Source organism: Streptomyces natalensis ATCC 27448 (assembly GCF_000935125.1).
GTDB classification, from domain to species: Bacteria; Actinomycetota; Actinomycetes; order Streptomycetales; family Streptomycetaceae; genus Streptomyces; species Streptomyces natalensis.
The window spans coordinates 128830-153239 of record NZ_JRKI01000056.1; the positions used below are offsets into that span (position 1 = coordinate 128830).

Below are 24410 nucleotides of genomic sequence, written 5' to 3' on the forward strand. Positions count from 1 at the left end.
GCCCGTTGCGGGTCCGGCGGGTTCAGCGGACGGCGGTGGGCGCCCAGGCGGGGAGGGGCTCGGTGCCGTCCAGCCAGGCCCGGGGCGGGGCGCCGCCGGGACCGGCGGCGACGATACCGCCGACGATGGCGCAGGTGGTGTCCATGTCGCCGCCCGCCTGGACGGTGGACCAGAAGGCCGTCTCGTAGTCGCCGAGATGACGGGCCGCGGCCCAGAGGGTGAAGGGGACGGTGTCATGGGCGCTGGTGCGGCGTCCGCAGCCCAGGACCGCGGCGACGGTGCCGGAGTCGCCGTAGTCGAGCATGTCCCGGGCCCGGCGCAGACCCGCCTGGACAGCGCTGCGCGGGATCAGCGCCAGGACGCCGTCGAGCAGTTCCCGGGGGGCGAGGGAGTGCGGGGCGCCGGCGACCAGGGCGGCCGCGGCGGCCACGGCCATGGCGCCGACCACCGCCTCGCGGTGCTGGTGGGTGATGTACGCGGAGATCTCCGCCTGATGGGTGGCCTGCTCGGGGTCGTCGGCGTACCAGGCGCCGAGGGGGGCGATGCGCATGGCGGCGCCGTTGCCCCAGGAGCCATGGCCGTTGAAGAGGGCGGCGGACAGTTCGCGCCAGTCGCCGCCCTCGCGGATCAGCCGCAGGAGGCGGTTGACGGCCGGGCCGTAGCCGCGGTCGAAGTCGTGGTGATCGGCGAAGGAGCGGGCGAGCGCGTCCTGGTCGATGCGGAAGTGGGTGGTCAGCACGGACAGGACCGAACAGGCCATTTCCGTGTCATCGGTCCACTGCCAGGGGGCCGGGGGCAGTTCCCGGCGCTTGAGGGCGGGGTAATGGGTGGGGACGAAGAACTGGGATCCGAGGGCATCGCCCACGGCCAGGCCGCGCAGGCTGGCCAGCGCCCGCTCACAGCGGTCTGCGTCACGGTGGTCGGCGGTCATCGGTGTGCACTCTAACCGGTGACGCCATAAGGCTCGGGTTCACACCAGCGGTCAAACGGCCGATCGAGGGAGTAGCGTCCGTCCGGCCCGAGGAGCAGGGCGCGCCATTCCGCATTGCCCGGGTTGGACAGCGATTCGAACTCCGCCACCGACCAGTGGAACCAGCGCATACAGAACAGCCGCATGGTCAGCCCGTGGGTGACGATCAGAACGTTGGGCGGGTGGCGCGGGTCCTCGAAACTGCGCCACAGGCTCTCCAGGAAGGCGCCGACCCGGTCGTAGACGTCTGCGCCGGACTCGCCCTGGGCGAAGCGGTAGAAGAAGTGGCCGTAGGCGTCGCGGTAGGCCTTCTGGCGGCGCACGTCGTCGCGGTCCTGCCAGTTGCCCCAGTCCTGCTCGCGCAGCCGGGGCTCCTCGCGGACGCGGACCCTGGCCGGGTCCAGGCGTAGCTCCCGGAAGGTCTGGTGGGTGCGGCGGTAGGGCGAGACATACGCGGAGATCCGCTCGCCGCCGAACATCTCGCGCAGACCCGCACCGGCCTCCTCGGCCTGCCGGAGCCCGGCCTTGGTGAGGTGAAGGGCGTGGTCGGGCTCCCGCTCGTAGACGGTGTCGTCGACATTCCCCTCCGACTCGCCGTGGCGGATGAGGACGATGCGTCGTGGCCGGGCCATGCCGCCAGCGTAGAACGCCTGCTCTGTACATGCCGCACGCCGCTACGGGCACGGCCGTGGCTGCTTGGGGACCTCGCGCGACGCGATCCGAGTGGGCATGTGCACCTCCGTAGGGCCGGTGCGAGGCAGGCCAAGACCACATGCCAAGACCCGCTCGCGATGTAACGCAACTCCAGTTGCGTTACGATGATGACACAGTCCACCGCACTAACGCAACGGGAGTTGCACATGCCCGACGAGAGCGACGCCGCGAAGAGCGAGAAGGACGGGAAAGACGAGAAGGACGAGAAAACCGCCAGGCCGGAGGAGGCGGAGGAGACGACGGAGGGCGAGCGGCAGTCCGCGCGCCGTCCCGGCACCCGGCGCCCCGGCGGCCGTACGGCCCGTACGCGCGCCGCCGTGCGGGACGCCGTTCTGGCGGGCCTGAGCGAACACGGCTACCCCGGCCTGACGGTCGAGTACGTCGCCGAGCACTCCGGCGTGCACAAGACCACGCTCTACCGCCGCTGGGAAAACCTCGAGGGCCTGATCGCCGACGCGCTGGACCTGGCGGGCGAGGACAGCTGGCTGCCGCCGGACACCGGCACCCTGGAGGGCGATCTGCGCGCCCTCGCCCGGGAGGTCGTCGATGCCTTCACCGACCCGGCACTGGCGGCTTCCGGCTCGGCGATGATCGCGGCCGGATTCCAGTCGGAGCGGGCCGCCCAGGCGCTGCGCGCCTACTACACCGAGCGGTTCCGGCGCTGCGAGACGATCGTGGAACGCGCCGCCGGACGCGGGGAGCTCTCACCGGCCGGGGCCGGGGACGCAGACGCGACGGCCCCGACGGCCACGGTCGACGCCGGCGCGCTCGTACGGGCCGCCTGCGCACCGGTCTTCCTGCGGCTGTTCATCACCCGTGAGCCGGTCGATACGGCGCTCGCCGACCGGTCGGCCGCGGCGGCGGTGGCGGCCGCCCGCGCCGGCGCCTTCACCACGAGCGGCGCGAGCGCCAGGAGCGGCACGGGTGGCACGGTCGGCGCCGCCGGCTCCGCCTCCTGACCGGCCTCATACCGTCCACGACGGTTCGAGCTGCACCACGTCGCCCGCGATCGCCTCGATATCGGCGGCTATCTGGGCACGCAGCGCGAGCCGCTCGACGCGTTCGGGACGGTACTTGCCGCGCTCGGCGGCCGATTGCCACAGCGACACCACCAAGAACTCCTCCCCCGGAGCCCTCCCCAGCATCCCGCGCAGCATGCCCGGCGACCCCGCCATCGCCGGGTTCCAGACCTTCTCCTGCATCAGCATGAAGTGATCGACCCGGTCCTGGCGCACCCGGCAGTGCGCCAGCCTGAGGACATCCGCATCGCCGAACGTCGGCCGGAAACCGACCTTGACGTCAAACTCATGCGCGAAGAGCCGTATGTGCGCGTCCTTGAAGGTGCCCACCTGTGCGGCGGCCAGCCGGTCGTGCGAACGGGCCATGAAGGAGTCGTAGAACGCCCGGCTCTCCCAGAAGGCCACGAGATGGGCGACACCGGGGCGGCTTCGGCTCCAGCCGCCGGCCTGCCCCCGGAATCCCGGCTCACCCAGCAGCCCCGCCCATTTCCGCTGCCCCCGCTCGAACCCTCGACGGTCCACGACGGTGAGGCGAATCCACTTGACCAGCACCGCGCCATCGTACGGCCCCGAGCCCGTCCGGCATCACGGCGCGTCACGTCCCGACCACCACGAACTTCCTTACGGGCGCGGGCCGATGGGCACGGGCCCATGGGTGCGCACCGCCGCCTGACCGGCCGGACGGCGGTATCAGGCCACCGGCCGCCCCACCCCGGGGCTCCCCGGCCGCACTTCGCCCCGCCTCGGGGACGACCGGCGTGGCACGATGGTCAACCAAGGGGAGGGCCTGGGAAGTTGTCCGCGCGACCGGGTGGCGAGCCACGGGCCCGGAGCATTCGGAAAAGGGGAATCCGGTGAGCACTTTCAACAAGGGAATAGCTAAGGCCGAGGTCACGCTCAAATGGGATCCCAGCCCCCTCGGCGCTCCGGACAACGACCTCGACCTCATCGCGGCGACCTACACCAGGGACGCACCGCACGGCGCGCCCGCCTATCTGGTGCACTTCGACAGCCGGTTTTCGCCCGACGGCACCATCAACCTCAACCGGGACAGCCGCACCGGTAAGGGATTCGGCCCCGACGAGATCATGACGCTGGAGCTGAACCGGCTGTCGGAGACCTACACCCGCGTCGTCGTGGGCGTCGTCATCCAGCAGGGCGAGGGCCGCAAGGTCTTCGGCGAGGTCGAGAACACCGCCGTACTGGTCCACGAGGGCCACACCGAGCTGACGGCCAACGACTTCGCCGAGGTCGCGCAGTCCACCGCCGCCACGGTCGCCGAGTTCCTCCGGGACGAGACCGGGGAGTGGCGTTTCCACCCCGTCCTGCGGGGGTTCGACGCGGACCCCAACACGTTCACCGGGCTGATGGGCTCCTGACGCCTGCGTCCCAGGGCCCTCGGACCCGCACGCAAGGAGGCGGTGGCCGGAGAATTCTCCGGCCACCGCCTCATGCGTCTTCAGCTACCGGTCCGCCCGGAGGCGCCGGTCAGCTGCATCCGCTGGTGGACCCGCAGCCCTCGCACAGGTAGCAGCTGCCGGCCCGCTGCATCTTCGTCCCGCAGGAGAAGCACAGGGGGGCGTCGGCGTTGATGCCCAGCTGCATCTCGACCAGTTCGGCGTTGGTGTGCGCCTGCTTCGGGGCCGGGACGGCGGCCTCCTCGACGACCTTGGCCGCCGGGGTGGACTGGGGCGCCTCGGTCTGGCGCGGTGCCGACTGGGCCAGGCCCTCGACGTCGACCTCGTCGTCGGCCGGCTCGTACGAACCGGTCTCCAGGTGGCGGGTGCGCTCCTCGACGGAGTGGATGCCGAGCGCCGAGCGGGTCTCGAACGGCAGGAAGTCCAGCGCCAGGCGGCGGAAGATGTAGTCGACGATCGACTGCGCCATCCGGACATCCGGGTCGTCGGTCATGCCCGCCGGCTCGAAGCGCATGTTGGTGAACTTCGAGACGTAGGTCTCCAGCGGCACGCCGTACTGGAGGCCGACCGAGACCGCGATGGAGAAGGCGTCCATCATGCCCGCGAGGGTCGAGCCCTGCTTGGACATCTTCAGGAAGACCTCGCCGAGACCGTCGTCCGGGTAGGAGTTGGCGGTCATGTAACCCTCGGCGCCGCCGACGGTGAAGGAGGTGGTGATGCCGGGACGGCCCTTCGGGAGGCGCTTGCGGACCGGGCGGTACTCGACGACCTTCTTCTCGGCGGGCGCCTCGGCGACCTCGGCCTTCTTCTCCTCCTTCTTCTTGGCGGAGAGGGGCTGGCCGACCTTGCAGTTGTCGCGGTAGATCGCGAGGGCCTTCAGGCCGAGCTTCCAGCCCTGGAAGTAGACCTCCTCGATCTCCTCGACGGTGGCCGACTCGGGGACGTTGACCGTCTTGGAGATCGCACCGGAGAGGAAGGGCTGCGCCGCGGCCATCATCCGGACGTGGCCCATGGCGGAGATCGAACGCGCGCCCATGGCGCAGTCGAAGACCTCGTAGTGCTCGGGCTTGAGACCGGGGGCGTCGATCACATTGCCGTGGTCGGCGATGTGGGCGACGATCGCCTCGACCTGCTCGGGCTGGTAGCCGAGCCGCTTGAGCGCCTTGGGGACCGTGTTGTTCACGATCTGCATGGAGCCGCCGCCGACCAGCTTCTTGAACTTGACCAGCGCCAGGTCCGGCTCCACACCGGTGGTGTCGCAGTCCATCATCAGGCCGATGGTGCCGGTGGGGGCCAGCACGGACGCCTGGGCGTTGCGGAATCCGTTCCTATCGCCGAGGCGGAGAACGTCCTGCCAGGCTTCGGTGGCCGCGGCCCAGACCGGGGTGTCCAGGTCGTCCATGCGCACCGCGGCGCCGTTGGCGTCGGAGTGCTGCTTCATGACGCGCTTGTGGGCGTCGGCGTTACGGGCGTAGCCGTCGTACGGGCCGACGACCGCGGCCAGTTCGGCGGAGCGCTTGTAGGAGGTGCCGGTCATCAGGGAGGTGATGGCACCGGCCAGCGCGCGGCCGCCGTCGGAGTCGTAGGCGTGGCCGGTGGCCATCAGCAGGGCGCCGAGGTTGGCGTAGCCGATGCCCAGCTGGCGGAAGGCGCGGGTGGTCTCGCCGATCTTCTCGGTGGGGAAGTCGGCGAAGCAGATGGAGATGTCCATCGCGGTGATGACCAACTCGACGACCTTGGCGAAGCGGGCGGCGTCGAAGGACTGGTTGCCCAGGTCGTCGTCGCGCAGGAACTTCAGGAGGTTGAGCGAGGCGAGGTTGCACGAGGAGTTGTCCAGGTGCATGTACTCGCTGCACGGGTTGGAGGCGGTGATCCGGCCCGACTCCGGCGAGGTGTGCCAGTGGTTGATGGTGTCGTCGTACTGGATGCCGGGGTCGGCGCAGGCCCAGGCGGCCTCGGCCATCTTGCGGAAGAGACCCTTGGCGTCGACCTCCTCGATGACCTCGCCGGTCATCCGGCCGCGCAGCCCGAACTTCGTGCCGGACTCGACGGCCGTCATGAACTCGTCGTTCACGCGGACGGAGTTGTTGGCGTTCTGGTACTGGACGGACGTGATGTCGTCGCCGCCCAGGTCCATGTCGAAGCCGGCGTCGCGCAGCGCGCGGACCTTCTCCTCCTCCTTGACCTTGGTGTCGATGAACGCCTCGACGTCCGGGTGGTCGACGTCCAGGACGACCATCTTGGCCGCGCGGCGGGTGGCGCCGCCCGACTTGATCGTTCCGGCGGACGCATCGGCGCCGCGCATGAAGGAGACCGGGCCGGAGGCGTTGCCGCCGGAGGAGAGCAGCTCCTTGGAGGAGCGGATACGGGAGAGGTTCAGGCCGGCGCCGGAGCCACCCTTGAAGATCATCCCCTCTTCCTTGTACCAGTCCAGGATCGACTCCATGGAGTCGTCCACGGAGAGGATGAAGCAGGCGCTGACCTGCTGCGGCTGCTGGGTGCCGACGTTGAACCAGACCGGGGAGTTGAAGCTGAAGACCTGGTGGAGGAGGGCGTACGCCAGCTCGTGCTCGAAGATCTCGGCGTCCGCCGGGGAGGCGAAGTAGGCGTGGTCCTCGCCGGCCTTGCGGTAGGTCTTGACCACGCGGTCGATCAGCTGCTTGAGGCTCGACTCCCGGTTGGGGGAACCCACCGCGCCGCGGAAGTACTTGCTGGTGACGATGTTGACCGCGTTCACCGACCAGAAGTCGGGGAACTCGACGCCGCGCTGCTCGAAGTTGACCGAGCCGTCGCGCCAGTTGGTCATGACGACGTCACGGCGCGCCCACTCCACCTCGTCGTACGGGTGCACTCCGGGGGTGGTGTGGATGCGCTCGATGCGCAGCCCCTTGCTCGCCTTGCTGCCCTTGGCGCGGGAGCCTCGTGCCGGGCCGCTCGTCGTCTCTGTCATTCCGCCTCCCTGTATACGGGCAAACGCCCATATGTGCGCACGCATTCCGTGGCACGGTGTATGTCTTTCTGGATGCCGGGGCCGCCTGCTCTGGCCCCGGCCAGGTCCTGGATGTGCGCCGCGCTCAGTCGGCGGCGGTGACGGGAACGGGCAGGGCCGGTCCGGCCTCCCCGTTCCCGCTGTCCTGCGCGGGCGGCGGCTGCTCCCGCAGCTCGCGCAGCTCGGTGATGGCCGCCTCGAAGTCCTCGAGCGAGTCGAAGGCCCGGTAGACCGAGGCGAAGCGCAGGTATGCGACGAGGTCCAGCTCCCGCAGCGGGCCCAGTATGGCGAGCCCGACGTCATGGGTGGACAGCTCGGCGCTGCCGGTGGCGCGCACCGCCTCCTCGACCCGCTGGCCGAGCTTGGCGAGGGCGTCCTCGGTGACCGGGCGGCCCTGGCATGCCTTGCGCACGCCCGCGATGACCTTGTTGCGGCTGAAGGGTTCGGTGACCCCGCAGCGCTTGATCACCATCAGTGAGGCGGTCTCGACGGTCGTGAAGCGACGGGCGCAGTCGGGGCACTGGCGGCGTCGGCGGATCGAGGTGCCGTCGTCCGTGGTGCGGCTGTCGACGACCCGGCTGTCGGGGTGCCTGCAGAAGGGGCAGTGCATGGCTCCACCCTCCTCACCCTCGTATACGGGCGTACGCCATCGAACCCGGCGTACGACTGAATGGCCCCGCCGGGTCCTCACGGGCCCTTCGGAGCAGCCCCCAGCATAGGCGATCCCCGGGGCCCCGAAGGACCGGGCACCACAACTTGTAGGCAGCGGAACGCATCTAAGCACTAGATGTGGTGTCGGGGCGCTTATAGCCGCCTACCGCGTGTCGCGGCGGGGAAGGGCCGGGGCGGTCGCCCATGAGGGTACGGGAAGCCACCCGGTCGGCGGGCCGCAGGGGCGGGGATGACACAATCGGCGACGATGCGAAGGGGCCGGGGCGCGGCGCATTTTTCGCGAATGCGTGTACCGGACGCCCGAATTGCTTTTCGCCATACACCCAGCTACTTGATCGGGTCAGCCAATCAGCGACTTTTTCACTCGAACGTGTGTTTGGCGCAACCTTTCGAAAGCAACTACCGTTGGCTAACTAGGGAGAACATTTCGAGAGGGGCCGACGTGACCACCACCGCAGACAGCGCGACCATCACCGCACAAAGCCACTCCCAGAGCCGGTTCGATCATCCGCAGTCGGCACGCAATATGCCGATGGACGACGCCACGTTGGCCTCCGAAGAGCCGAAGCCCACGCGCTCGCTACCCGGCCGGCCGCCGGGGATCCGGGCCGACAGCTCCGGGCTCACCGACCGACAGCGCCGGGTGATCGAAGTGATCCGGGATTCGGTACAGCGTCGCGGCTACCCGCCGTCGATGCGGGAGATCGGCCAGGCGGTCGGGCTGTCCAGCACGTCCTCCGTCGCCCACCAGCTGATGGCCCTGGAGCGCAAGGGCTTCCTGCGGCGCGATCCGCACCGCCCCCGGGCGTACGAGGTCCGCGGCTCCGACCAGACCACGAGCGCGACGACGGAGACGACCGGCAAGCCCGCGGCGTCCTATGTGCCGCTGGTCGGCCGGATCGCGGCCGGCGGGCCGATCCTCGCCGAGGAATCGGTCGAGGACGTCTTCCCGCTCCCCCGCCAGCTGGTCGGCGACGGCGAGCTGTTCGTGCTGAAGGTCGTCGGCGACTCCATGATCGAGGCCGCGATCTGCGACGGCGACTGGGTCACCGTCCGCCGCCAGCCGGTCGCCGAGAACGGCGACATCGTCGCCGCGATGCTGGACGGCGAGGCCACCGTCAAGCGCTTCAAGCGCGAGGACGGCCATGTGTGGCTGCTGCCGCACAACGCCGCCTACCAGCCGATTCCCGGCGATGAGGCCACCATCCTCGGCAAGGTGGTGGCAGTACTGCGGCGCATCTGACCGCCGCTCCCCAGGCAGCCCCGGGACCACTGCGCCGGTCCCGGGGCGTGGTGCGCGCCCCCTTTGCGCCTAAGCCGGCGCCGCTCTCGCGGAGGTGGTTGATCTCCGGTGGGGGCTGCTCAATTGATGGTTGCGGTACAGCGGACGCTGTCCGTGACTAGCCCTCCGCCTCGTGCGCCGCCCTGTCGATTGCCGCCAGCGACCGTCGTACCTGGTTGCGGTCCGTCGTGTACCAGAAGTCCGGCATCGACTTGCGCAGGAACGAGCCGTAGCGGGCGCGCTCCACCCTCGGGTCCAGGACCGCGACCACGCCGCGGTCGCCGGTGGCGCGGACCAGGCGGCCGGCTCCCTGGGCCATCAGCAGGGCCGCATGGGTCGCGGCGACCGCCATGAAGCCGTTGCCGCCCGCCTCCTCCACAGACTTCTGCCGGGCGCTCATCAGCGGGTCGTCCGGGCGCGGGAAGGGCACCCGGTCCATCACCACCAGCTGGCAGTTCGGGCCCGGGACGTCCACGCCCTGCCACAGGGACAGGGTGCCGAACAGACAGGTGCGGGCGTCCTCGGCGAACGCCTTGATCAGCTCGCCGAGGGTGTCCTCGCCCTGGAGGAGGATCGGCATATCGAGGCGGCCGCGCAGCGCCTCGGCGGCCGCCTGGGCGCCGCGCATCGACGAGAACAGCCCGAGCGTGCGCCCGCCCGCGGCCTCGACCAGCTCCGCGAGCTCGTCGAGCATGTCCTGGCGGTTGCCCTCGCGGCCGGGCTGGGCCAGATGCTTGGCGACGTAGAGGATCCCCTGCTTCCCGTAGTCGAACGGGGAGCCGACGTCCAGGCCCTTCCAGACCGGCAGGTCCTCGCCCTCGGTTCCCTCGGGGGCCAGGCCCAGGGAGGCGCCGACGCCGTTGAAGTCGCCGCCCAGTTTGAGGGTGGCGGAGGTGAGGACCACCGAGCGGTCGGCGAAGAGCTTCTCGCGCAGCAGGCCGGAGACCGAGAGCGGTGCCACCCGCAGGGACGCCCCGAAGCGGTCGTGGCGTTCGTACCAGACCACGTCGTACTCGGAGCCGTTGGCGATGCGCTCGGCGACGGCGTGGACGTTCTCCACCGCGGCGAGGGCCTGTTTGCGGACCGCGTCCTCGTCCTGGACGGATTTGTCCCGGGTGGAGCCGAGCGCGGTGATGACCGTACGGGCGGCGTCCCGCAGCGCCATCAGGCAGTAGCCGAGGTCCTCGGGGATCTCCTCCAGGCGGCCGGGCAGGGCCAGCTCCATCAGCCGCTCGAAGGTCTCGGCGGCGGTCTGGAGCTGGTCGGCGGCCTTTTCGTTGACGAGTTTGGCGGCCCGGCGGACGGCGCGGCCGACCTGGCCCGGGGTGAGCTCCCCGGTGGCGACGCCGGTGACCCGGGAGACCAGCTCATGGGCCTCGTCGATGATCAGGACCTCGTGCTGCGGGAGGATCGGGGCGCCCTCGATGGCGTCGATGGCCAGCAACGCGTGGTTGGTGACCACCACATCGGCGAGTTTGGCGCGCTCCCTGGCGGCCTCCGCGAAGCACTCCGCTCCGTAGGCGCACTTGGAGGCGCCCAGGCACTCCCGGGAGGAGACGGAGACCTGGCCCCAGGCGCGGTCGGAGACCCCGGGGGTGAGCGCATCGCGGTCGCCGGTTTCGGTCTCGTCCGCCCAGTCGCGCAGCCTCAGCAGGTCCTTGCCGAGCTTGCTGGTGGGCGTCGCCTGCTCGAAGACGTCGAACAGGCCCTCCTCCTCGTCCTGCGGGGCGCCCTCGTGCAGACGGTGCAGGCACAGATAGTTGGAGCGGCCCTTGAGCATGGCGAACTCGGGGCGGCGGCGCAGCTGGGGATGGAGCGCCTCGACCGTCCGCGGCAGATCGCGCTCCACCAGCTGGCGCTGGAGGGCGAGGGTGGCCGTGGCGACCACCACTCTCTCGCCGTGGGCCAGCGCCGGCACCAGATAGCCGAGGGACTTTCCGGTGCCGGTGCCGGCCTGGACCAGCAGATGGGAGGTGCCGTCCACGGCCTCGGCGACGGCCTCGGCCATCGCCACCTGGCCGGGGCGCTCGGTGCCGCCGACGGCGGTCACGGCGGCATGGAGCAGATCGGGGAGGGAGGGCTTCGTCATAGCGTCTGCAAGCCTACGCGGGACCACTGACAGCCGGGCCCGCCTCGGGAAACCCGCCGGTCATGGTGTGTGCAGGGGATTGCGGACGGTGCCGTGCACGGCGGCGTGCGGGCGGTCGCGGCGGTCGCGGTAGCCGTCGACGTGCAGCCGGTTGCGGTTCAGGCACAGCCGCGCGATCCGCGGGGTGAGCAGGTCGAAGGTCTCGTGCCGCTCCTTCAGGCGGGGGAAGCGCTCGTGGTGACTGAGGATCTCCGCCCGTACGAGTGACCAGAACTCGGCCTCGGGAACGCCGAGTTGGTCCTCGCACAGCGGTGCCAGATAGCGGAAGACACCGACGAAGAGACCGGAGTGGATGAACTGGATGAGGAAGGACGGTGGCTCGGTCAGCAGCACCGCCCGGACGTCCTGCGGCATGGCGTCGTGCTCGGGCAGCGGCTCGGCGCTGGTGTTGACGTCGTCGACGAAGTCCTTGACCGCGAGGCGGGTGGGGACGTCGTGCTCGTCGAAGACGACGATGGCGTTCTCGCCGTGCGGGGAGAAGACCGTGCCGTAGCGGTAGAGGAAGTGCAGCAGCGGCGGCAGCAGGGCGGCGAACAGGCGGCGCAGCCAGATGCGCGGGGCCAGGCCCGAGCGGCGGACCAGTTCGGCGGTCAGGGCGCGGCCTTCCGGGTCGGTCTGGAGCAGGGAGGCCAGGGTGCGGGCGCGCTCGCCGGGGTCGAGGTGGGGGGCGACCGGTTCGCGCCAGATACAGCCCAGGAGCTCCTTGAACTGGTACGGGACGCCGGGCAGCCGGTCGTAGACGGGGTGCTCGACGGTGACGGAGGCGATCTCGCCGAGCAGGATGACCCGGGTCTCGTCGCGCAGATACGGGTCCTCGTCGCGCAGGCCGTGCACCCAGCGGGTGACGGCGGGCGCGGCGAGGGTGCGCTCGGTGGGCAGTCCGCGCCACACCAGGGTGTTGAGGATGGACAGCGGGAGCTTGACCGTCCGGCCCTGGGGGCGGCTGATGTTGGTGAAGGTGCGGATGGACTGCTGCGGCAGGCGGAGGTCGTTGTCAGTGGGCAGCGCGATGATGGATCCGTCGGCGAGCTGCGGCGCGAAGAGCGGGGCGATGGTCTCGTCCCACTGCCAGGGATGCACGGGCAGGTAGAGGTAGTCGGCCGGGTCGCGTCCCTCGTCGGCGACGGTACGGGCGAAGGCGTCGTGGACGGCGGGGGACAGTTCCTCGCGGTAGAGACGGTCGGGGGTGGCGAGGGTGGGAATACCGCGGTAGTGAGCCAGGCTGTGGTGCGCGGCCAGCCAGGGCAGCCGCTCGGGCCTGCGGGCTTCCGGCGCCCAGTGCGCGGCGTCGGCGGCCGAGAAGCCGAGCCGGCCCTTGTTGGCGACGAGCCAGGGGTGGCCGGTCTGGTGGCCCTCCAGGGCGGCGTAGTCCAGGTCGGCGAGGTCGGCGGCGCTCAGGGCGGTGGCGTCCAGGCGGGCATCGGCGGCGAGCGTGGCGGTCAGCTCGCGGATGAGATGGCCGGTGGTGTCACCGGACAGGCCCAGCAGGGTGTCGTGCGCGCGGGTCAGGAAGCGCAGGGGGTCGGCGTCGGGTGTGAGCGAGGCGGGGTCGATGCGCCAGTGGCCGTAGGCGCCGCGGCGGGCGCGGAAGCGGTAGACCAGGTCGTCGGTGACCGGCAGGCGGTAGTGCGCGCTGCCGTCGGGGGAGGTCCCTTCGGTGGCGGTGCCGTCGGGCTCGGGGGTGAGGATTTCCTCGTACGCGAATTCCGCCAGCATCTTGGCGAACAGTCGGCGTGCGGCGTGCTGCCAGACGCTGTGCGAGGGCTGGTGCGCGGGAGACAAGGCGGGACTCCTCGAAACGGGACGGCCCCGGCACGTACGGGGGACAGCCGGGGCGGGGATGGACGGGGACGGGTGTCACAGCAGCGCGCGATGACGACGGTCACGGATCATCAACGCCGCGCGTTTGCCGGGCAGTTCGATCTCCTGGCTGTAGTGGAAGCCCGCGCTGAGGAACGCCGCGACGGACGCGGTGTTGCGCAGATCGGGCTCGGCGATGACGCGGGTGCAGCGGGGCCGGCGGTCCAGTACGAGATCGGCGGTGGCGCGCAGCAGGGCGGCGCCCAGGCCGCGGCCGCGGTCGTGGGCGCCGCCGATGAGGAGATGCACACCGGTGTCCTGGGGCCGGGCCGGATAGCAGCGGGCGACGGGGTCCAGATCGGCGCGGTAGATCTCCCAGTAGCTCATCGGCGCCCCGTTGAGCACGCCGAGGAAGGGCACGCTGCGGCCGTCGCCGTCCAGCTGGGTGCGCAGATGGGCTTCGGTGGTGTCCGGTGCGCCGGCCAGTTCCCAGAAGGCGGCGACGGCCGGATCGTTCATCCAGCGGACGATCCGGGCCAGATCGCGGTCCAGGCGGACGGGGACCAGCGCGAACGGCCCGGCGGGGGTGTCGGCCGCGGCGCCGTCGGCCAGGCCGTCGAGCGGGTCCTCGGGGCGGTCGAGGGTGTCCTCGGAGCCGGTGCCGGGGCCGAGGCGGGTGGATGGCACGGCGACGCTCTCCTCTCGTGGCCGTCTGCCGGGGGGCGTGGCGGGCCGCCGACGGCGGCCCGCTGCGGAGGCTGGGCGACGGCGGGGCTAGGTGGCGAGGGGGTTGGGCACGGTGACGTAGACGGACTGGGTGTCCACGGGGCCGACGAGCTCGTCCAGCCCGTGCAGCCGGGTGGCGAGGTTGGCCTTGCAGCGCAGGGAGCGGGCGGTCAGCAGTTGCTCGGGAAGGGTGGAGCGCTGTGCGCGGGGAGCCGCGGCGGCGTCGGCGAGGAAGCGGCGGAAGGCGGCGAGCAGGACCTCCTCGCGGATCAGGCGCTGCGCGCCGAAGGCTCCGATGAGGCCGAGGACGTTGTTGATGCCGAGGTAGTAGGCGAACCGCTCGTCGGTGACGTCGTCGGCCACGAAGGTGTCGCTGGTGGCGCCGATGCCCGGCAGCCGTCGCTGGAGGTCGGCGCGGCGGGATTCGCGGAAGTAGTAGCCCTGGTTGTCGCGGTAGCGGCCGCCGACGGGCCAGCCGTCGGGATCGAGCAGCACCAGGGTGTTCTGCTGGTGGGCCTCCAGGGCGACGCCGGCGGTGCCGTCGAGCCAGAGCACGGGCCGGACGACCGCTTCGAGGTAGCGCAGGAACCACTCGGTGGCGACGGCGCCCTGGGGGCGGCCGGTGCGGGCGGCGAGCGTGGTGACGATGTCCTCCAGCCGGGAGCGTACGCCCAGGTGGCCGGGCCAGGGCCGGGGCGAGGTGAGCCCGGCGATGCAGACGGCGTCGTCGGTGGTGGTGAAGGGGTTGTGGCGGATGACGACGTCGAGGCCCTGGACGGGACGGCCGTCGAGGCCGTCGACGGCGAGATAGGCCGGGTCGCGGATGATGTCGAAGCCCGGGTGGACGGCCTGCCACTGCTCGGCCAGCCCGGTGCGCAGCAGCCGGTGCACCTCCACGCCGCGCTCCAGCTCCTTGCGGAGGTTCTCCCGGCGGGAGTTGGTGATGCGCAGGCCCAGGGAGAGCTTGAGCATGGCGTTCGCTTCGGGGCGGTGGACGGTGCGGACGGAGGAGGTGGGGTGCCACAGGGGGCCGTGCGGGCCCAGGTCGTGCAGCAGTCCGGCATCGCGGAGGGCGGCGATGTCGGGGCGGGCGGCCAGTTCGCGGGCCTGCCAGGGGTGCAGCGGCAGCGGCACGGTGTCGGCGGGGAGGTGGAGCGTGCCCTCGGCGAGGTCGGCGGCGAGGCGTTCGGCCGGTACGGGCTTGCCGCGTTCGGTCCAGGCGGAGTCGGCGGCCAGGACGGAGCGGTGGACGGCCGTCCAGTGCAGCGGGAAGGCGCCGCGCAGTTCGGGGGAATAGGCGCGGGTCTCGGCGTCGGTGAGGCCCTCGCGGCTCTTGGGGGTGGGGTGCAGCGGATGGCCCAGGAGCAGGGACTGTTCGGCTTCGAGGAAGAGGGAGGTGTGGGTGTCGGCGGGGCGGGTGCGGCGGTCGGCGAGGAAGACGGCGGTGCTGCGGACCGAGGCCGCGACCCGGCCGACGAGTTCGGTGCCGTCGCCGTCGGGTGCCTGCGGCCGCTCGCCGTCGGGCGCGGTGCCGTCCGGGGTGCGGCGTTCGCCGCCGTGTGCGGCCTCGCGGCGCAGCAGGGCGGCGAGGGTGACGGCGTCCAGGGGTGCGGCGGTGGCCGGGGCGCCTTCGAGGGTGGGGGCGCCCAGGCGGTGCCAGCCGGTGGGCGACCAGTAGCGGACGGGGAGGTGCAGGGCGGTGCCGCTGGCGTGCAGCGGGATGCGCAGTTGGCCGCCGGCGGGGCGGCGGGCGCCGCTTTCGCGGATCCAGCAGCGCAGCAGGCTCTCGATGCCGGCGGCGTCGGCGGCGGCCGCCGGGTCGGGGTGGTCGAGGGGGTCGGCGGCGACGGGCAGCGTCCGGTCGCAGGGGCGCGGGGCGCCGTGGGCGGCGGCGGGGGGCCGGGCCTGGCGCTCGTGGAGCGGCTGGTGGCAGGCGTCGTCGGCGGTGTGGCGCTGCTGACGCGGCACGGTCGGTTCGGCGGCGGCGCCGCCGTGCGGGTGGGCGGCGGCCGGGGTCCCGTCGGGGCCGGGGCGTTCGTTCATGGGGTGGTGCCTCGCAGTGTCGTGGGGGACGAGCCCGTCGGCCCGGGGGTGGTGCGGTCCGCCGCCGCGATGGCGTCGGCGAGGCGGTCGAGGATCGCGTCCGCCTGTTCGTCGGTGATGGTCAGGGGCGGCAGCAGGCGGACGACGGCACTGTGCCGGCCGCCGAGTTCGACGATCAGGCCGCGGTCCAGACAGGCGCGCTGGACGGCGGCGGCGAGCTGGGGGGCGGCGGGGCGGGCGCCGCCCAGGCCGGCGTCGGCGTCGCGGTCGACGAGTTCGACGCCGAGCATCAGTCCGCGGCCGCGGACGTCGCCGATGCAGTCGTGGTGCGCGGCGAGGGAGCCGAGCCGGGCGAGCATCCGGGCGCCCAGCTCCTGGGCGCGGCGGGCGAGTTGGTGCTCGCGGACGTAGGCGAGGGTGGCGGCTCCGGCGGCCATCGCGAGCTGGTTGCCGCGGAACGTTCCGGCATGCGCGCCGGGCTGCCACACGTCGAGATCGCCGCGGTAGACGATCACGGCGAGCGGCAGGCTGCCGCCGATCGCCTTCGACAGGACCAGGACGTCGGGCACGATCCCGCTGTGTTCGACGGCCCAGAAGGCGCCCGTGCGGCCGACGCCGGTCTGTACCTCGTCGACGATCAGCGGGATGCCCCGTTCGGCGGTGATCTGCCGCATCCGCCGCAGCCAGCCGTCCGGTGCGGGGATCACCCCGCCCTCGCCCTGGACGGGCTCCAGGATCATCCCGGCGGGGGGCACGACCCCGCTCTTGTCGTCGTCGAGGAGGTTCTCGGTCCAGCGGGCGGCCAGTTCGGCGCCGCGTTCGCCACCGGTGCCGAAGGGGCAGCGGTAGTCGTAGGGGTAGGGCAGCCGGGTCACGCCGGTGTGCCGCGCTCCCCCGGAGGCCGCGAGCGCCTGGGCGGTCATGCCGTGATACGCACCGGAGAACGCCATCAGGCCGTCCCGGCCGGTCGCCGTGCGCACCAGTTTGAAGGCGGCCTCCACGGCGTCCGTACCGGCCGGTCCGCAGAACTGGATGCGTGCGGTTTCGGCCAGTTCCGGCGGCAGGGTGGCGAACAGTTCGGTGACGAAGGCGTCCTTGACGGGGGTCGCGAGGTCCAGGATGTGCAGCGGTGCGCCGGAGTCGAGAACCTTGTGGATCGCTTCGAGCACCACGGGGTGGTTGTGGCCGAGGGCCAGGGTGCCGGCGCCGGAGAGGCAGTCGAGATAACGGCGGCCGTCGGCTCCCTCGATGGTCAGTCCGCGTGCGCGTACCGGGACGATGGGCAGCGAGCGCGCGTAGGTGCGGGCAGCGGACTCACGCAGGGACTGGCGGCGCAGGATCCCTTCGTGGGCCGACGGTCCTGCCGCCGGCACGGTTTCGGTCAACGCCACGGCAGTTGTGTCCTCCTGCTGGTGTGCTGTTGGATGCCGCGCGGGCCGTACGTCCGCCCGGCGGTCCCCCGTACGTACCAACGACGGTGCCGACGGGGGATCACGGTCGGCGTCAAGATCCTTGCGGGGCGGAACCGGGGACCCGACTACCACCGTCTTGCCCGACACCGGCATAGTGGGGGGCCGCACCGCGATCTTGCCGTTCATGACAACTGGACAGCGGTGCGGGGCACCACCGGCCGCACCGGCCATTTCACTCAGGATCCACTCAGGGGGAACTCACCCATGCGATCGATACGTCGGCCTGTGATGGCCGCCGCCGCTCTCACCGCCGTGGTGGCGTTGACCGCGACCGGCTGCGGACCGTCGGACGACAACGCGGACGCGAAGCCGACCCAGTCGGCCGCGGACACCTCGGGCGGGGGTGAGATCAAGATCCCCAAGGACATCCAGGACAAGCTCAAGGCCCACGGCATCGACCTGGACAAGTGGAAGAACGGGGAGTGGAAGAACTGGGACCGCAAGAAGTGGCTCCGCGAGGCGGGCCAGTTCATCAACCCGATCATCAAGGACTTCTGGAACCCCGAGAAGATCGGCCAGGCCAAGCCGCCGCAGGACGGCACCAAGCCCGGTGACGTCTCCGAGGACCAGGGCAAGACCGACCCGGAGCCCGCGGCCGTTCCGGCCAAGGCCGTGGGGACGCCGTACACCTCCACCGCGCCGGGCGTGGGTCTGCTGGTGTTCAGCATGCCCAGTGAGGACGGGAAGGGTACGAGCGAGGCCCGCTGCTCCGCGACGGTCGTCAAGGACCCGGCACACCCCGGCAAGTCCAACCTGGTGTGGACCGCGGCGCACTGTGTGCACGCCGGCAAGAACGGCGGCTGGTACCGCAACCTGGTGTTCGTGCCGAGCTTCAACAAGAACGGCGGCACCGAGGCCAAGCTCAAGACCGCGCCGTACGAGGACCGTGTCCCCGAGGGCAAGTGGTGGGCGGACGACCTGGCCACGTCCAAGGAGTGGATCCAGGCCGGCGGCGCCGTGCCGGGCGTGCCGATGGCTCCCTACGACTTCGCGCTGATGCATGTGCACCCGGAGGAGAGCACCGGCGGCAAGTCCCTGGAGGAGATCGCCGGCGGCGCCTACCAGGTGGGCTTCAACGCTCCGGCGATCGGCAAGATCCCGAGCCTGACCGCGCAGGGCTACCCGGCCGAGGCCCCGTTCGACGGCGCCTCACAGCAGCAGTGCACCGACAAGCCGACCCGCCTGTCGCTGGACGCCAAGAAGCCGACCATGTACCGCATCGGCTGCACCATGACCGGTGGCTCCTCCGGTGGCCCCTGGTTCACCAAGGGCCAGGACGGCAAGCCGGTCCTGATCTCCAACATGTCGATGGGTCCGCGCCCGGCGAAGTGGGCGGCCGGCCCGCACCTGGGTCCGGAGGCCAAGGCCATCTTCGACGCGATGAGCAAGAAGTGGGCCAGCAAGCAGTAAGCGGCTGAGACGCAAAGGCCCGCCCCGGGGTGTTCCCGGGGCGGGCCTTCGTCGTCGGTGCTGCCGCTGGTCCCGGCCGGCTAGGCGGCCGGGACGAACGGCTGGAACTCGGCGGCCAGTTCCTCGTGGACGCGCGCCTTGAGGACCGTGCCCTCCGGGGTGTGCTCCTCGGAGAGGACCTCGCCCTCGGCGTGCGCCCGCGACACCAGGGCGCCCTGGGTGTAGGGCACCAGCGCCACGATCTCCACCTGGGGGCGGGGCAGCTCCTCGTCGAGGAGCGCGAGCAGCTCCTCCATGCCCTGGCCCGTACGGGCGGACACGGCGAGCGCGTGCTTCTCCTTGCGCAGCAGACGCTGGAGCACGAGCGGATCGGCGGCGTCCGCCTTGTTGACGACCACGATCTCGGGCACGTCCGTCGCACCGACCTCGCGAATCACCTCGCGGACGGCGGCCAGCTGCTCCTCCGGGACCGGATGCGAGCCGTCGACCACATGCAGGATGAGATCGGAGTCGCCGACCTCCTCCATCGTGGAACGGAACGCCTCGACCAGATGGTGCGGCAGATGCCGGACGAATCCGACGGTGTCGGCGAGGGTGTAGAGCCGCCCGCTGGGGGTCTCGGCCCGGCGGACGGTGGGGTCCAGGGTGGCGAACAGGGCGTTCTCCACCAGGACACCGGCGCCGGTGAGGCGGTTGAGCAGGGAGGACTTTCCGGCGTTGGTGTAGCCGGCGATGGCGACCGAGGGGACCTTGTTGCGCCGGCGTTCCTGGCGCTTGGTGTCCCGGCTGGTCTTCATGTCCGCGATCTCCCGGCGCAGCTTCGCCATCCGCTCGCGGATCCGCCGCCGGTCGGTCTCGATCTTGGTCTCACCGGGACCACGGGTGGCCATACCGCCGCCCGTCGAACCGGAGCCACCGCCACCCATCTGCCGGGACAGCGACTGGCCCCAGCCCCGCAGCCTGGGGAGCATGTACTGCATCTGTGCCAGCGAGACCTGTGCCTTGCCCTCCCGGGACTTGGCGTGCTGGGCGAAGATGTCGAGGATCAGGGCGGTACGGTCGACCACCTTGACCTTGACGACGTCCTCCAGGTGGATCAGCTGGCCCGGGGAGAGCTCACCGTCGCAGACCACGGTGTCGGCCCCGGATTCGAGCACGATGTCGCGCAGCTCCAGCGCCTTGCCGGAGCCGATGTAGGTGGCCGGGTCCGGCTTGTCGCGGCGCTGGATGAGGCCGTCGAGCACCATGGCGCCGGCGGTCTCGGCCAGGGCGGCGAGCTCGGCCAGGGAGTTCTCCGACTCCTGGACCGAACCGGTGGTCCACACACCGACGAGCACGACCCGCTCCAGGCGGAGCTGGCGGTACTCGACCTCGGTGATGTCCTCGAGCTCGGTGGACAGGCCCGCGACACGGCGCAGCGCCGCCCGCTCCGAGCGGTCGTACTGATCGCCGTCCCGCTCTCCGTCGATCTCGTGGCTCCAGGCGACGTCCTCTTCCATCAGGGCGTCGGCCCGAAGGCTCTCGGGGAGGCGCTGCCGGCCTGGCGGAAGGGAAGAAGAGGAGGTCATTTGATCCTTTGCGTCGTCGGGTGGTCGTCGTCGGAGACCGGGTGGTCCCGCGGAGACCTTCGCTGGTCCTGCGGCTTGCCGGTGCCCCGAGCGGCATCAGCTGCTCGTGCGGCTTCGACAAGCACAACGTCCGAGCCGTGCGGGAGATTCCCGGCCGGGCCTCGGGCGTCGACCCGAAGATGGTCGCACGGCCCGTTACCGCCCGTCACGTGGGTTTCCGGCGTTTTCCGGCGACGGGCCCCGCAGTGCCTCGGACGGCCCACCGGCCGGCGGTCGGTGCGACCGTACGGCGCGCTGGGCCCGCCACTCGGGGTGGCCCGGCATCGGCGGGGTCTTGGCGCCGTAGAGCCAGCCGTGGAAGAAGTCGGTCAGGTCCTGGCCGGAGATCTCCGAGGCCAGGTGGATGTAGTCGGCGGTGCCGGCGACGCCGTCGCGGTGGCGGAGCACCCAGGTCCGCTCCAGACGGTCGAAGGCGGCGGGGCCGATGCGGTGGCGCAGGGCGTAGAAGACCAGGGCGCCGCCGTCGTAGATGGAGGGCCGGAAGATGCTGATCTTCTCGCCGGGGCTGGCGGGCCTGGGCTGCGCGGGCGGTCCGCCGGCCGAGCGCCAGGCGTCGGACTCCTTGTAGGCGCGCTGCATCCGCGTGTCCAGGGAGGCCCGGGGGCCGCCCTTCTCCTGGGCGTAGAGCGCCTCGTACCAGGTGGCGTGCGCCTCGTTCAGCCAGACGTCGGACCAGCGGCGGGGGCTGACGCTGTCGCCGAACCACTGGTGGGCCAGCTCGTGGACCATGACCGACTCGACGTACCAGTCGGGCATCCGTCCGGCGGTGAACAGTTGGCTCTCGAAGAGCGAGAGGGTCTGGGTCTCCAGTTCGAATCCGGTGTGCGCGTCCGCGATCAGCACGCCGTAGTTCTCGAACGGGTAGGGGCCGACCTTGCGCTCCATCCAGGCGAGCTGGCCGGGTGTCTTGGCCACCCAGGGGGCGAGCGCCGCGCGGTGGGCGGTCGGTACGACGCTGCGCACCGGCAGGCCGTTCGGCCCCCGGGCGTGCAGCACGGTGGAGCGGCCCACGGAGACCTGTGCCAGCTCGGTGGCCATCGGGTGGACGGTGCGGTACGTCCAGACGCGGCGCGGGCCGCGGTTCTCCTGGCCGGCGGGCTCGCCGTTGGCGACGGCCGTCACTCCCTGGGGCGTGGTGATGCGGAAGGTGAAGTACGCCTTGTCGGAGGGGTGGTCGTTGCAGGGGAAGACGCGGTGTGCGGCGTCGGCCTGGTTGGCCATGGCCAGGCCGTCGCCGGTGCGCAGCCAGCCGCCGTCGCCCGTGCCGCGCGGATCGCTGGTGTGCCGTACGACGATGTGCAGCTCCTCCCCGGCGGCGACCGGGGCGAGCGGGGTGACCACCAGGTCCTCGCCGTGCTGCTGGTGGCCGGCGGGCGCGCCGTCGACCTCCACGGAGCGGACGGTGCCGCGGGCGAAGTCGAGGTTGATGTGGTCCAGGGCCTCGGTGGCGCGGGCGGTGATCTCGGTGACGGCGTCCAGCGGCCGGTCGTTGTGGCCGGAGTAGTCCAGGTCGACGTGGTAGGACGTGACGTCGTAGCCGGGGTTGCCGAGGGTGGGGAACAGCCGGTCGCCGATGCCCAGGGCGCCGGGGGCGGCCGGGGGCGGGGCGGCGCCGAGGAGGGTGAGGGCGGCCAGTGAGAGGACGGCGGCCCGGCGGGCCGCCCGGGCCGGGTGCCGCCGCCGTGCAGGGCGGGGCGGGGCGGCGGCGGGCTCGGACGGCGGTCGACGCGAGGGAAGCGACATGGATTACGGCTATCAGCGCCGCCGCGGCCCTCGCGGACGGCACGGCAGAACGGCACCCGAAAGGGCGGAGGTTCGGGCGTCCGGCTCATCTCCGGGTGCGGGACTGCTAGGGCCGGTCTGGGGCGGCGTGGGGCCGGTCTGGGGCGGCGTGGGGCCGGTCTGGGGCGGCGTGGGGCGGGGTCTACCGGGCGCGCAGTGCGGCCGTCGGCCGGTCCCGGCCCGCGCGCAGCACGTCGAACACCCCCGGGACCTCACGCATCGCGCGCATGAGGGAGGGCAGCCCGGCGACGTTGGGCAGATGCAGCGTGTAGGTGTGGCGTACCCGCTGCTCGTGCGGGGGCTCGACGGCGGCGGAGACCACGGCGGCGCCCTGGGCGGCGATGGCCTCGGTGAGGTCGGCCAGCAGGTGCGGCCGGCTGAAGGCCTCGGCCAGGAGGGTCACCCGGCAGCCGTGCCCGGTGCGGTCCGTACAGCGCCAGCGCACCCCGACCGGCTGGCGGCCGGTCGCCGCCATCCGCGCGACGACCGGGCACAGGGCGCGGTGCACGGTGACCGTGCCGCCCCGTACGGCGAACCCGGTGACGTTGTCCGGCGGCACCGGTGTGCAGCAGCCCGCCAGCCGTACGGAGGCACCGGGCAGATCCGCGACGGCCAGGACGCCGGCGGGGGTGGGCTCGGCCGGGGCACCCGCTCCGGGGCAGGCGGCGGGACCGGGCGGGGACGGGTCCTGGGGGCGCTCGCCGCTCTCCTGCCCCGGGGGCCGCGACAGCCACCGGGAGATGGCGAGCCGGGCGGCGGGCGTACGGGCGTGGTCGAGCCACTCGGGGGCCGGGCCGGTGGCGGAGTCGGGCGCCATCAGGAGGTGCAGGCGGTCGCCGTCGTGCAGGACGGTGGCGAGGGTGGCGAGGCGGCCGTTGACCCGGGCGCCGAGGCAGCAGTGCGCCGCCTCGCCGTGCCGGGCGTAGGCGGCGTCGACGCAGCTCGCCCCGGCGGGCAGGCCGATGGCGCCGTCCGCGGGGCCGCCGGGCGGGCCGCCCGTGCAGAAGACGGTGATCTCCCCCTCCTGCGCCAGGTCGTCGCGCAGCGAGGTCCAGAAGGTGTCCGGATCGGGGGTGGTGCGCTGCCACTCCAGGAGGCGCGAGAGCCACCCCGGGCGGGTCGGGTCGGCCCGTTCGCCGTCCGGGGCGTCCGGGCCGTCCGTGGGGGCGTACGGATTGCCCAGCGCGATCACCCCGGCCTCGGCGACCCGGTGCATCTGGTGCGTACGGATCAGCGTCTCGGCGATCTGGCCGAACTCGCCGGAGACGGCGGTGTGCAGCGACTGGTAGAGGTTGAACTTCGGGGCGGCGATGAAGTCCTTGAACTCGGAGACCACCGGGGTGAAGCAGGTGTGCAGCTCACCCAGGACCGCATAGCAGTCGGCGTCCTCGGTCACCAGGACCAGCAGCCGCCCCAGGTCCGCGCCGGTCAGCTCGCCGCGGGCCAGCCGCACCCGGTGCACGGAGACGAAATGCCGCGGCCGCACCAGGACTTCGGCCGGGATCCTGGCCTCGTCCAGGGTCGTACGGACCCGCGCGGCGATGGCGGCGAGCGGGTCGGGGCGGACGGAGTGCTCGGCGACCAGGCGGCGGGTGGTGGCGTACTCCTCCGGATGCAGGATCGCGAAGACCAGGTCCTCCAGCTCGGTCTTGAGCGCCTGGACTCCCAGCCGTTCGGCGAGCGGAATGAGCACATCGCGGGTGACCTTGGCGATCCGGGCCTGTTTCTCGGGGCGCATCACGCCGAGGGTGCGCATGTTGTGCAGCCGGTCGGCGAGCTTGATGGACATCACCCGCACGTCGTTGCCGGTGGCGACGAGCATCTTGCGGAAGGTCTCGGGCTCCGCCGCGGCGCCGTAGTCGACCTTCTCCAGCTTGGTGACCCCGTCGACCAGATAGCAGACCTCGGAGCCGAACCGCTCCCGCACCTGATCGAGCGTCACTTCCGTGTCCTCGACGGTGTCGTGGAGCAGGGAGGCGGTCAAGGTGGTGGTCTCGGCGCCCAGTTCGGCGAGGATGAGGGTGACCGCCAGCGGGTGGGTGATGTACGGCTCGCCGCTCTTGCGCATCTGGCCGCGGTGGGAGGACTCGGCCAGCACATACGCCTTGCTCAGGATGTCCAGATCGGCGTCGGGGTGGTGGCGGCGGTGCACCTTGGCGACGTGTTCGAGGGCGTCGGGGAGGCCGTGGCGGCCGGCCGTCCCGAGCAGCGCGGCACGCCCGATACGGCGCAGGCCCCGCACGGCCGGCCGGGGCCGGGCACGCCTGCGCCCCGGTGCGTCCGGGCTCTCGGGGTCAGTGGCCTCTGCGCTCATGGGCACCTCCGGCGGCGTCGAC

At 72.0% G+C, this 24410-nt stretch carries 17 protein-coding genes; 4 read left to right on the forward strand and 13 right to left on the reverse strand.

The window, feature by feature from the left end:
- Positions 1-22 precede the first annotated feature (22 nt).
- A complete protein-coding gene (locus SNA_RS30390) occupies positions 23-931 on the reverse strand; it encodes an ADP-ribosylglycohydrolase family protein (protein WP_030068885.1) in 909 nt (302 codons plus the stop codon).
- Between the two features lie 11 nt (positions 932-942).
- A complete protein-coding gene (locus SNA_RS30395) occupies positions 943-1602 on the reverse strand; it encodes a histidine phosphatase family protein (RefSeq protein ID WP_030068883.1) in 660 nt (219 codons plus the stop codon).
- 228 nt (positions 1603-1830) lie between these two features.
- Between SNA_RS30395 and SNA_RS30400 the strand changes: the two genes are divergently transcribed.
- The gene (locus SNA_RS30400) at positions 1831-2643 is read left to right on the forward strand and encodes a TetR/AcrR family transcriptional regulator (RefSeq protein WP_078970310.1); all 813 of its coding nucleotides are present in this window, start codon (positions 1831-1833) and stop codon (positions 2641-2643) included.
- A 6-nt stretch (positions 2644-2649) separates the two neighbouring features.
- On the opposite strand, the gene SNA_RS30405 is transcribed toward SNA_RS30400, so the two are convergent.
- Positions 2650-3255 (reverse strand): YdbC family protein, encoded by a 606-nt coding sequence (locus SNA_RS30405; RefSeq protein ID WP_030068880.1) that lies wholly within the window; start codon positions 3253-3255, stop codon positions 2650-2652.
- 302 nt (positions 3256-3557) lie between these two features.
- Between SNA_RS30405 and SNA_RS30410 the strand changes: the two genes are divergently transcribed.
- Complete coding sequence (locus SNA_RS30410; RefSeq protein ID WP_030068878.1) at positions 3558-4082, forward strand: TerD family protein; 525 nt, start codon at positions 3558-3560, stop codon at positions 4080-4082.
- Between the two features lie 109 nt (positions 4083-4191).
- On the opposite strand, the gene SNA_RS30415 is transcribed toward SNA_RS30410, so the two are convergent.
- Positions 4192-7071: a vitamin B12-dependent ribonucleotide reductase gene (locus tag SNA_RS30415; protein WP_044367764.1), complete on the reverse strand. Its 2880-nt coding sequence runs from the start codon at positions 7069-7071 to the stop codon at positions 4192-4194.
- A 124-nt stretch (positions 7072-7195) separates the two neighbouring features.
- The gene (gene nrdR / locus SNA_RS30420; RefSeq protein ID WP_044367765.1) at positions 7196-7720 is read right to left on the reverse strand and encodes a transcriptional regulator NrdR; all 525 of its coding nucleotides are present in this window, start codon (positions 7718-7720) and stop codon (positions 7196-7198) included.
- A gap of 504 nt (positions 7721-8224) precedes the next feature.
- On the opposite strand from nrdR, the gene lexA reads away from it, so the two are divergent.
- The gene (gene lexA, locus SNA_RS30425) at positions 8225-9025 is read left to right on the forward strand and encodes a transcriptional repressor LexA (protein WP_044367767.1); all 801 of its coding nucleotides are present in this window, start codon (positions 8225-8227) and stop codon (positions 9023-9025) included.
- A gap of 157 nt (positions 9026-9182) precedes the next feature.
- Here lexA and SNA_RS30430 read toward each other — a convergent pair whose 3' ends face one another.
- From SNA_RS30430 to SNA_RS30450, 5 genes are all read right to left on the reverse strand, one after another.
- Positions 9183-11153, reverse strand: a complete 1971-nt coding sequence (locus tag SNA_RS30430) for an ATP-dependent DNA helicase (RefSeq protein WP_044367768.1) — start codon at positions 11151-11153, stop codon at positions 9183-9185.
- A gap of 60 nt (positions 11154-11213) precedes the next feature.
- A complete protein-coding gene (locus SNA_RS30435) occupies positions 11214-12995 on the reverse strand; it encodes an IucA/IucC family protein (protein ID WP_030068869.1) in 1782 nt (593 codons plus the stop codon).
- Positions 12996-13070: 75 nt separating this feature from the next.
- The gene (locus SNA_RS30440; RefSeq protein ID WP_044367770.1) at positions 13071-13700 is read right to left on the reverse strand and encodes a GNAT family N-acetyltransferase; all 630 of its coding nucleotides are present in this window, start codon (positions 13698-13700) and stop codon (positions 13071-13073) included.
- Between the two features lie 87 nt (positions 13701-13787).
- Positions 13788-15782, reverse strand: a complete 1995-nt coding sequence (locus SNA_RS30445) for an IucA/IucC family protein (RefSeq protein ID WP_044367771.1) — start codon at positions 15780-15782, stop codon at positions 13788-13790.
- The gene (locus SNA_RS30450) at positions 15779-17173 is read right to left on the reverse strand and encodes a diaminobutyrate--2-oxoglutarate transaminase family protein (protein WP_044367772.1); all 1395 of its coding nucleotides are present in this window, start codon (positions 17171-17173) and stop codon (positions 15779-15781) included. Before SNA_RS30450 ends, SNA_RS30445 begins: the two co-directional genes overlap by 4 nt.
- 285 nt (positions 17174-17458) lie before the next feature.
- On the opposite strand from SNA_RS30450, the gene SNA_RS30455 reads away from it, so the two are divergent.
- Entirely contained in the window at positions 17459-18664 is a 1206-nt protein-coding gene (locus SNA_RS30455; RefSeq protein WP_030068857.1) for a trypsin-like serine peptidase, read from the forward strand.
- 80 nt (positions 18665-18744) lie between these two features.
- On the opposite strand, the gene hflX is transcribed toward SNA_RS30455, so the two are convergent.
- From hflX to SNA_RS30470, 3 genes are all read right to left on the reverse strand, one after another.
- Positions 18745-20232, reverse strand: coding sequence for a GTPase HflX (gene hflX, locus SNA_RS30460; protein WP_030068855.1), 1488 nt, complete (start codon positions 20230-20232; stop codon positions 18745-18747).
- 195 nt (positions 20233-20427) lie between these two features.
- Positions 20428-22035 carry a M1 family metallopeptidase gene (locus SNA_RS30465; protein ID WP_044367773.1) on the reverse strand — a complete coding sequence of 536 codons (1608 nt, stop codon included), beginning with the start codon at positions 22033-22035 and terminating at the stop codon, positions 20428-20430.
- Between the two features lie 181 nt (positions 22036-22216).
- Positions 22217-24388 carry a RelA/SpoT family protein gene (locus SNA_RS30470; RefSeq protein WP_044367775.1) on the reverse strand — a complete coding sequence of 724 codons (2172 nt, stop codon included), beginning with the start codon at positions 24386-24388 and terminating at the stop codon, positions 22217-22219.
- Between the last annotated feature and the right edge of the window lie 22 nt (positions 24389-24410).

Excerpts from the sequence above, each read along its gene's own strand:
- SNA_RS30390 (WP_030068885.1), bottom strand. The coding sequence starts at position 931 with ATGACCGCCGACCACCGTGACGCAGACCGCTGTGAGCGGGCGCTGGCC.
- SNA_RS30395 (WP_030068883.1), bottom strand. The coding sequence starts at position 1,602 with ATGGCCCGGCCACGACGCATCGTCCTCATCCGCCACGGCGAGTCGGAG.
- SNA_RS30400 (WP_078970310.1), top strand. The coding sequence starts at position 1,831 with ATGCCCGACGAGAGCGACGCCGCGAAGAGCGAGAAGGACGGGAAAGAC.
- SNA_RS30415 (WP_044367764.1), bottom strand. The coding sequence starts at position 7,071 with ATGACAGAGACGACGAGCGGCCCGGCACGAGGCTCCCGCGCCAAGGGC.
- nrdR (WP_044367765.1), bottom strand. The coding sequence starts at position 7,720 with ATGCACTGCCCCTTCTGCAGGCACCCCGACAGCCGGGTCGTCGACAGC.
- SNA_RS30430 (WP_044367768.1), bottom strand. The coding sequence starts at position 11,153 with ATGACGAAGCCCTCCCTCCCCGATCTGCTCCATGCCGCCGTGACCGCC.
- SNA_RS30445 (WP_044367771.1), bottom strand. The coding sequence starts at position 15,782 with ATGAACGAACGCCCCGGCCCCGACGGGACCCCGGCCGCCGCCCACCCG.
- SNA_RS30455 (WP_030068857.1), top strand. The coding sequence starts at position 17,459 with ATGCGATCGATACGTCGGCCTGTGATGGCCGCCGCCGCTCTCACCGCC.
- hflX (WP_030068855.1), bottom strand. The coding sequence starts at position 20,232 with ATGACCTCCTCTTCTTCCCTTCCGCCAGGCCGGCAGCGCCTCCCCGAG.
- SNA_RS30465 (WP_044367773.1), bottom strand. The coding sequence starts at position 22,035 with ATGTCGCTTCCCTCGCGTCGACCGCCGTCCGAGCCCGCCGCCGCCCCG.
- SNA_RS30470 (WP_044367775.1), bottom strand. The coding sequence starts at position 24,388 with ATGAGCGCAGAGGCCACTGACCCCGAGAGCCCGGACGCACCGGGGCGC.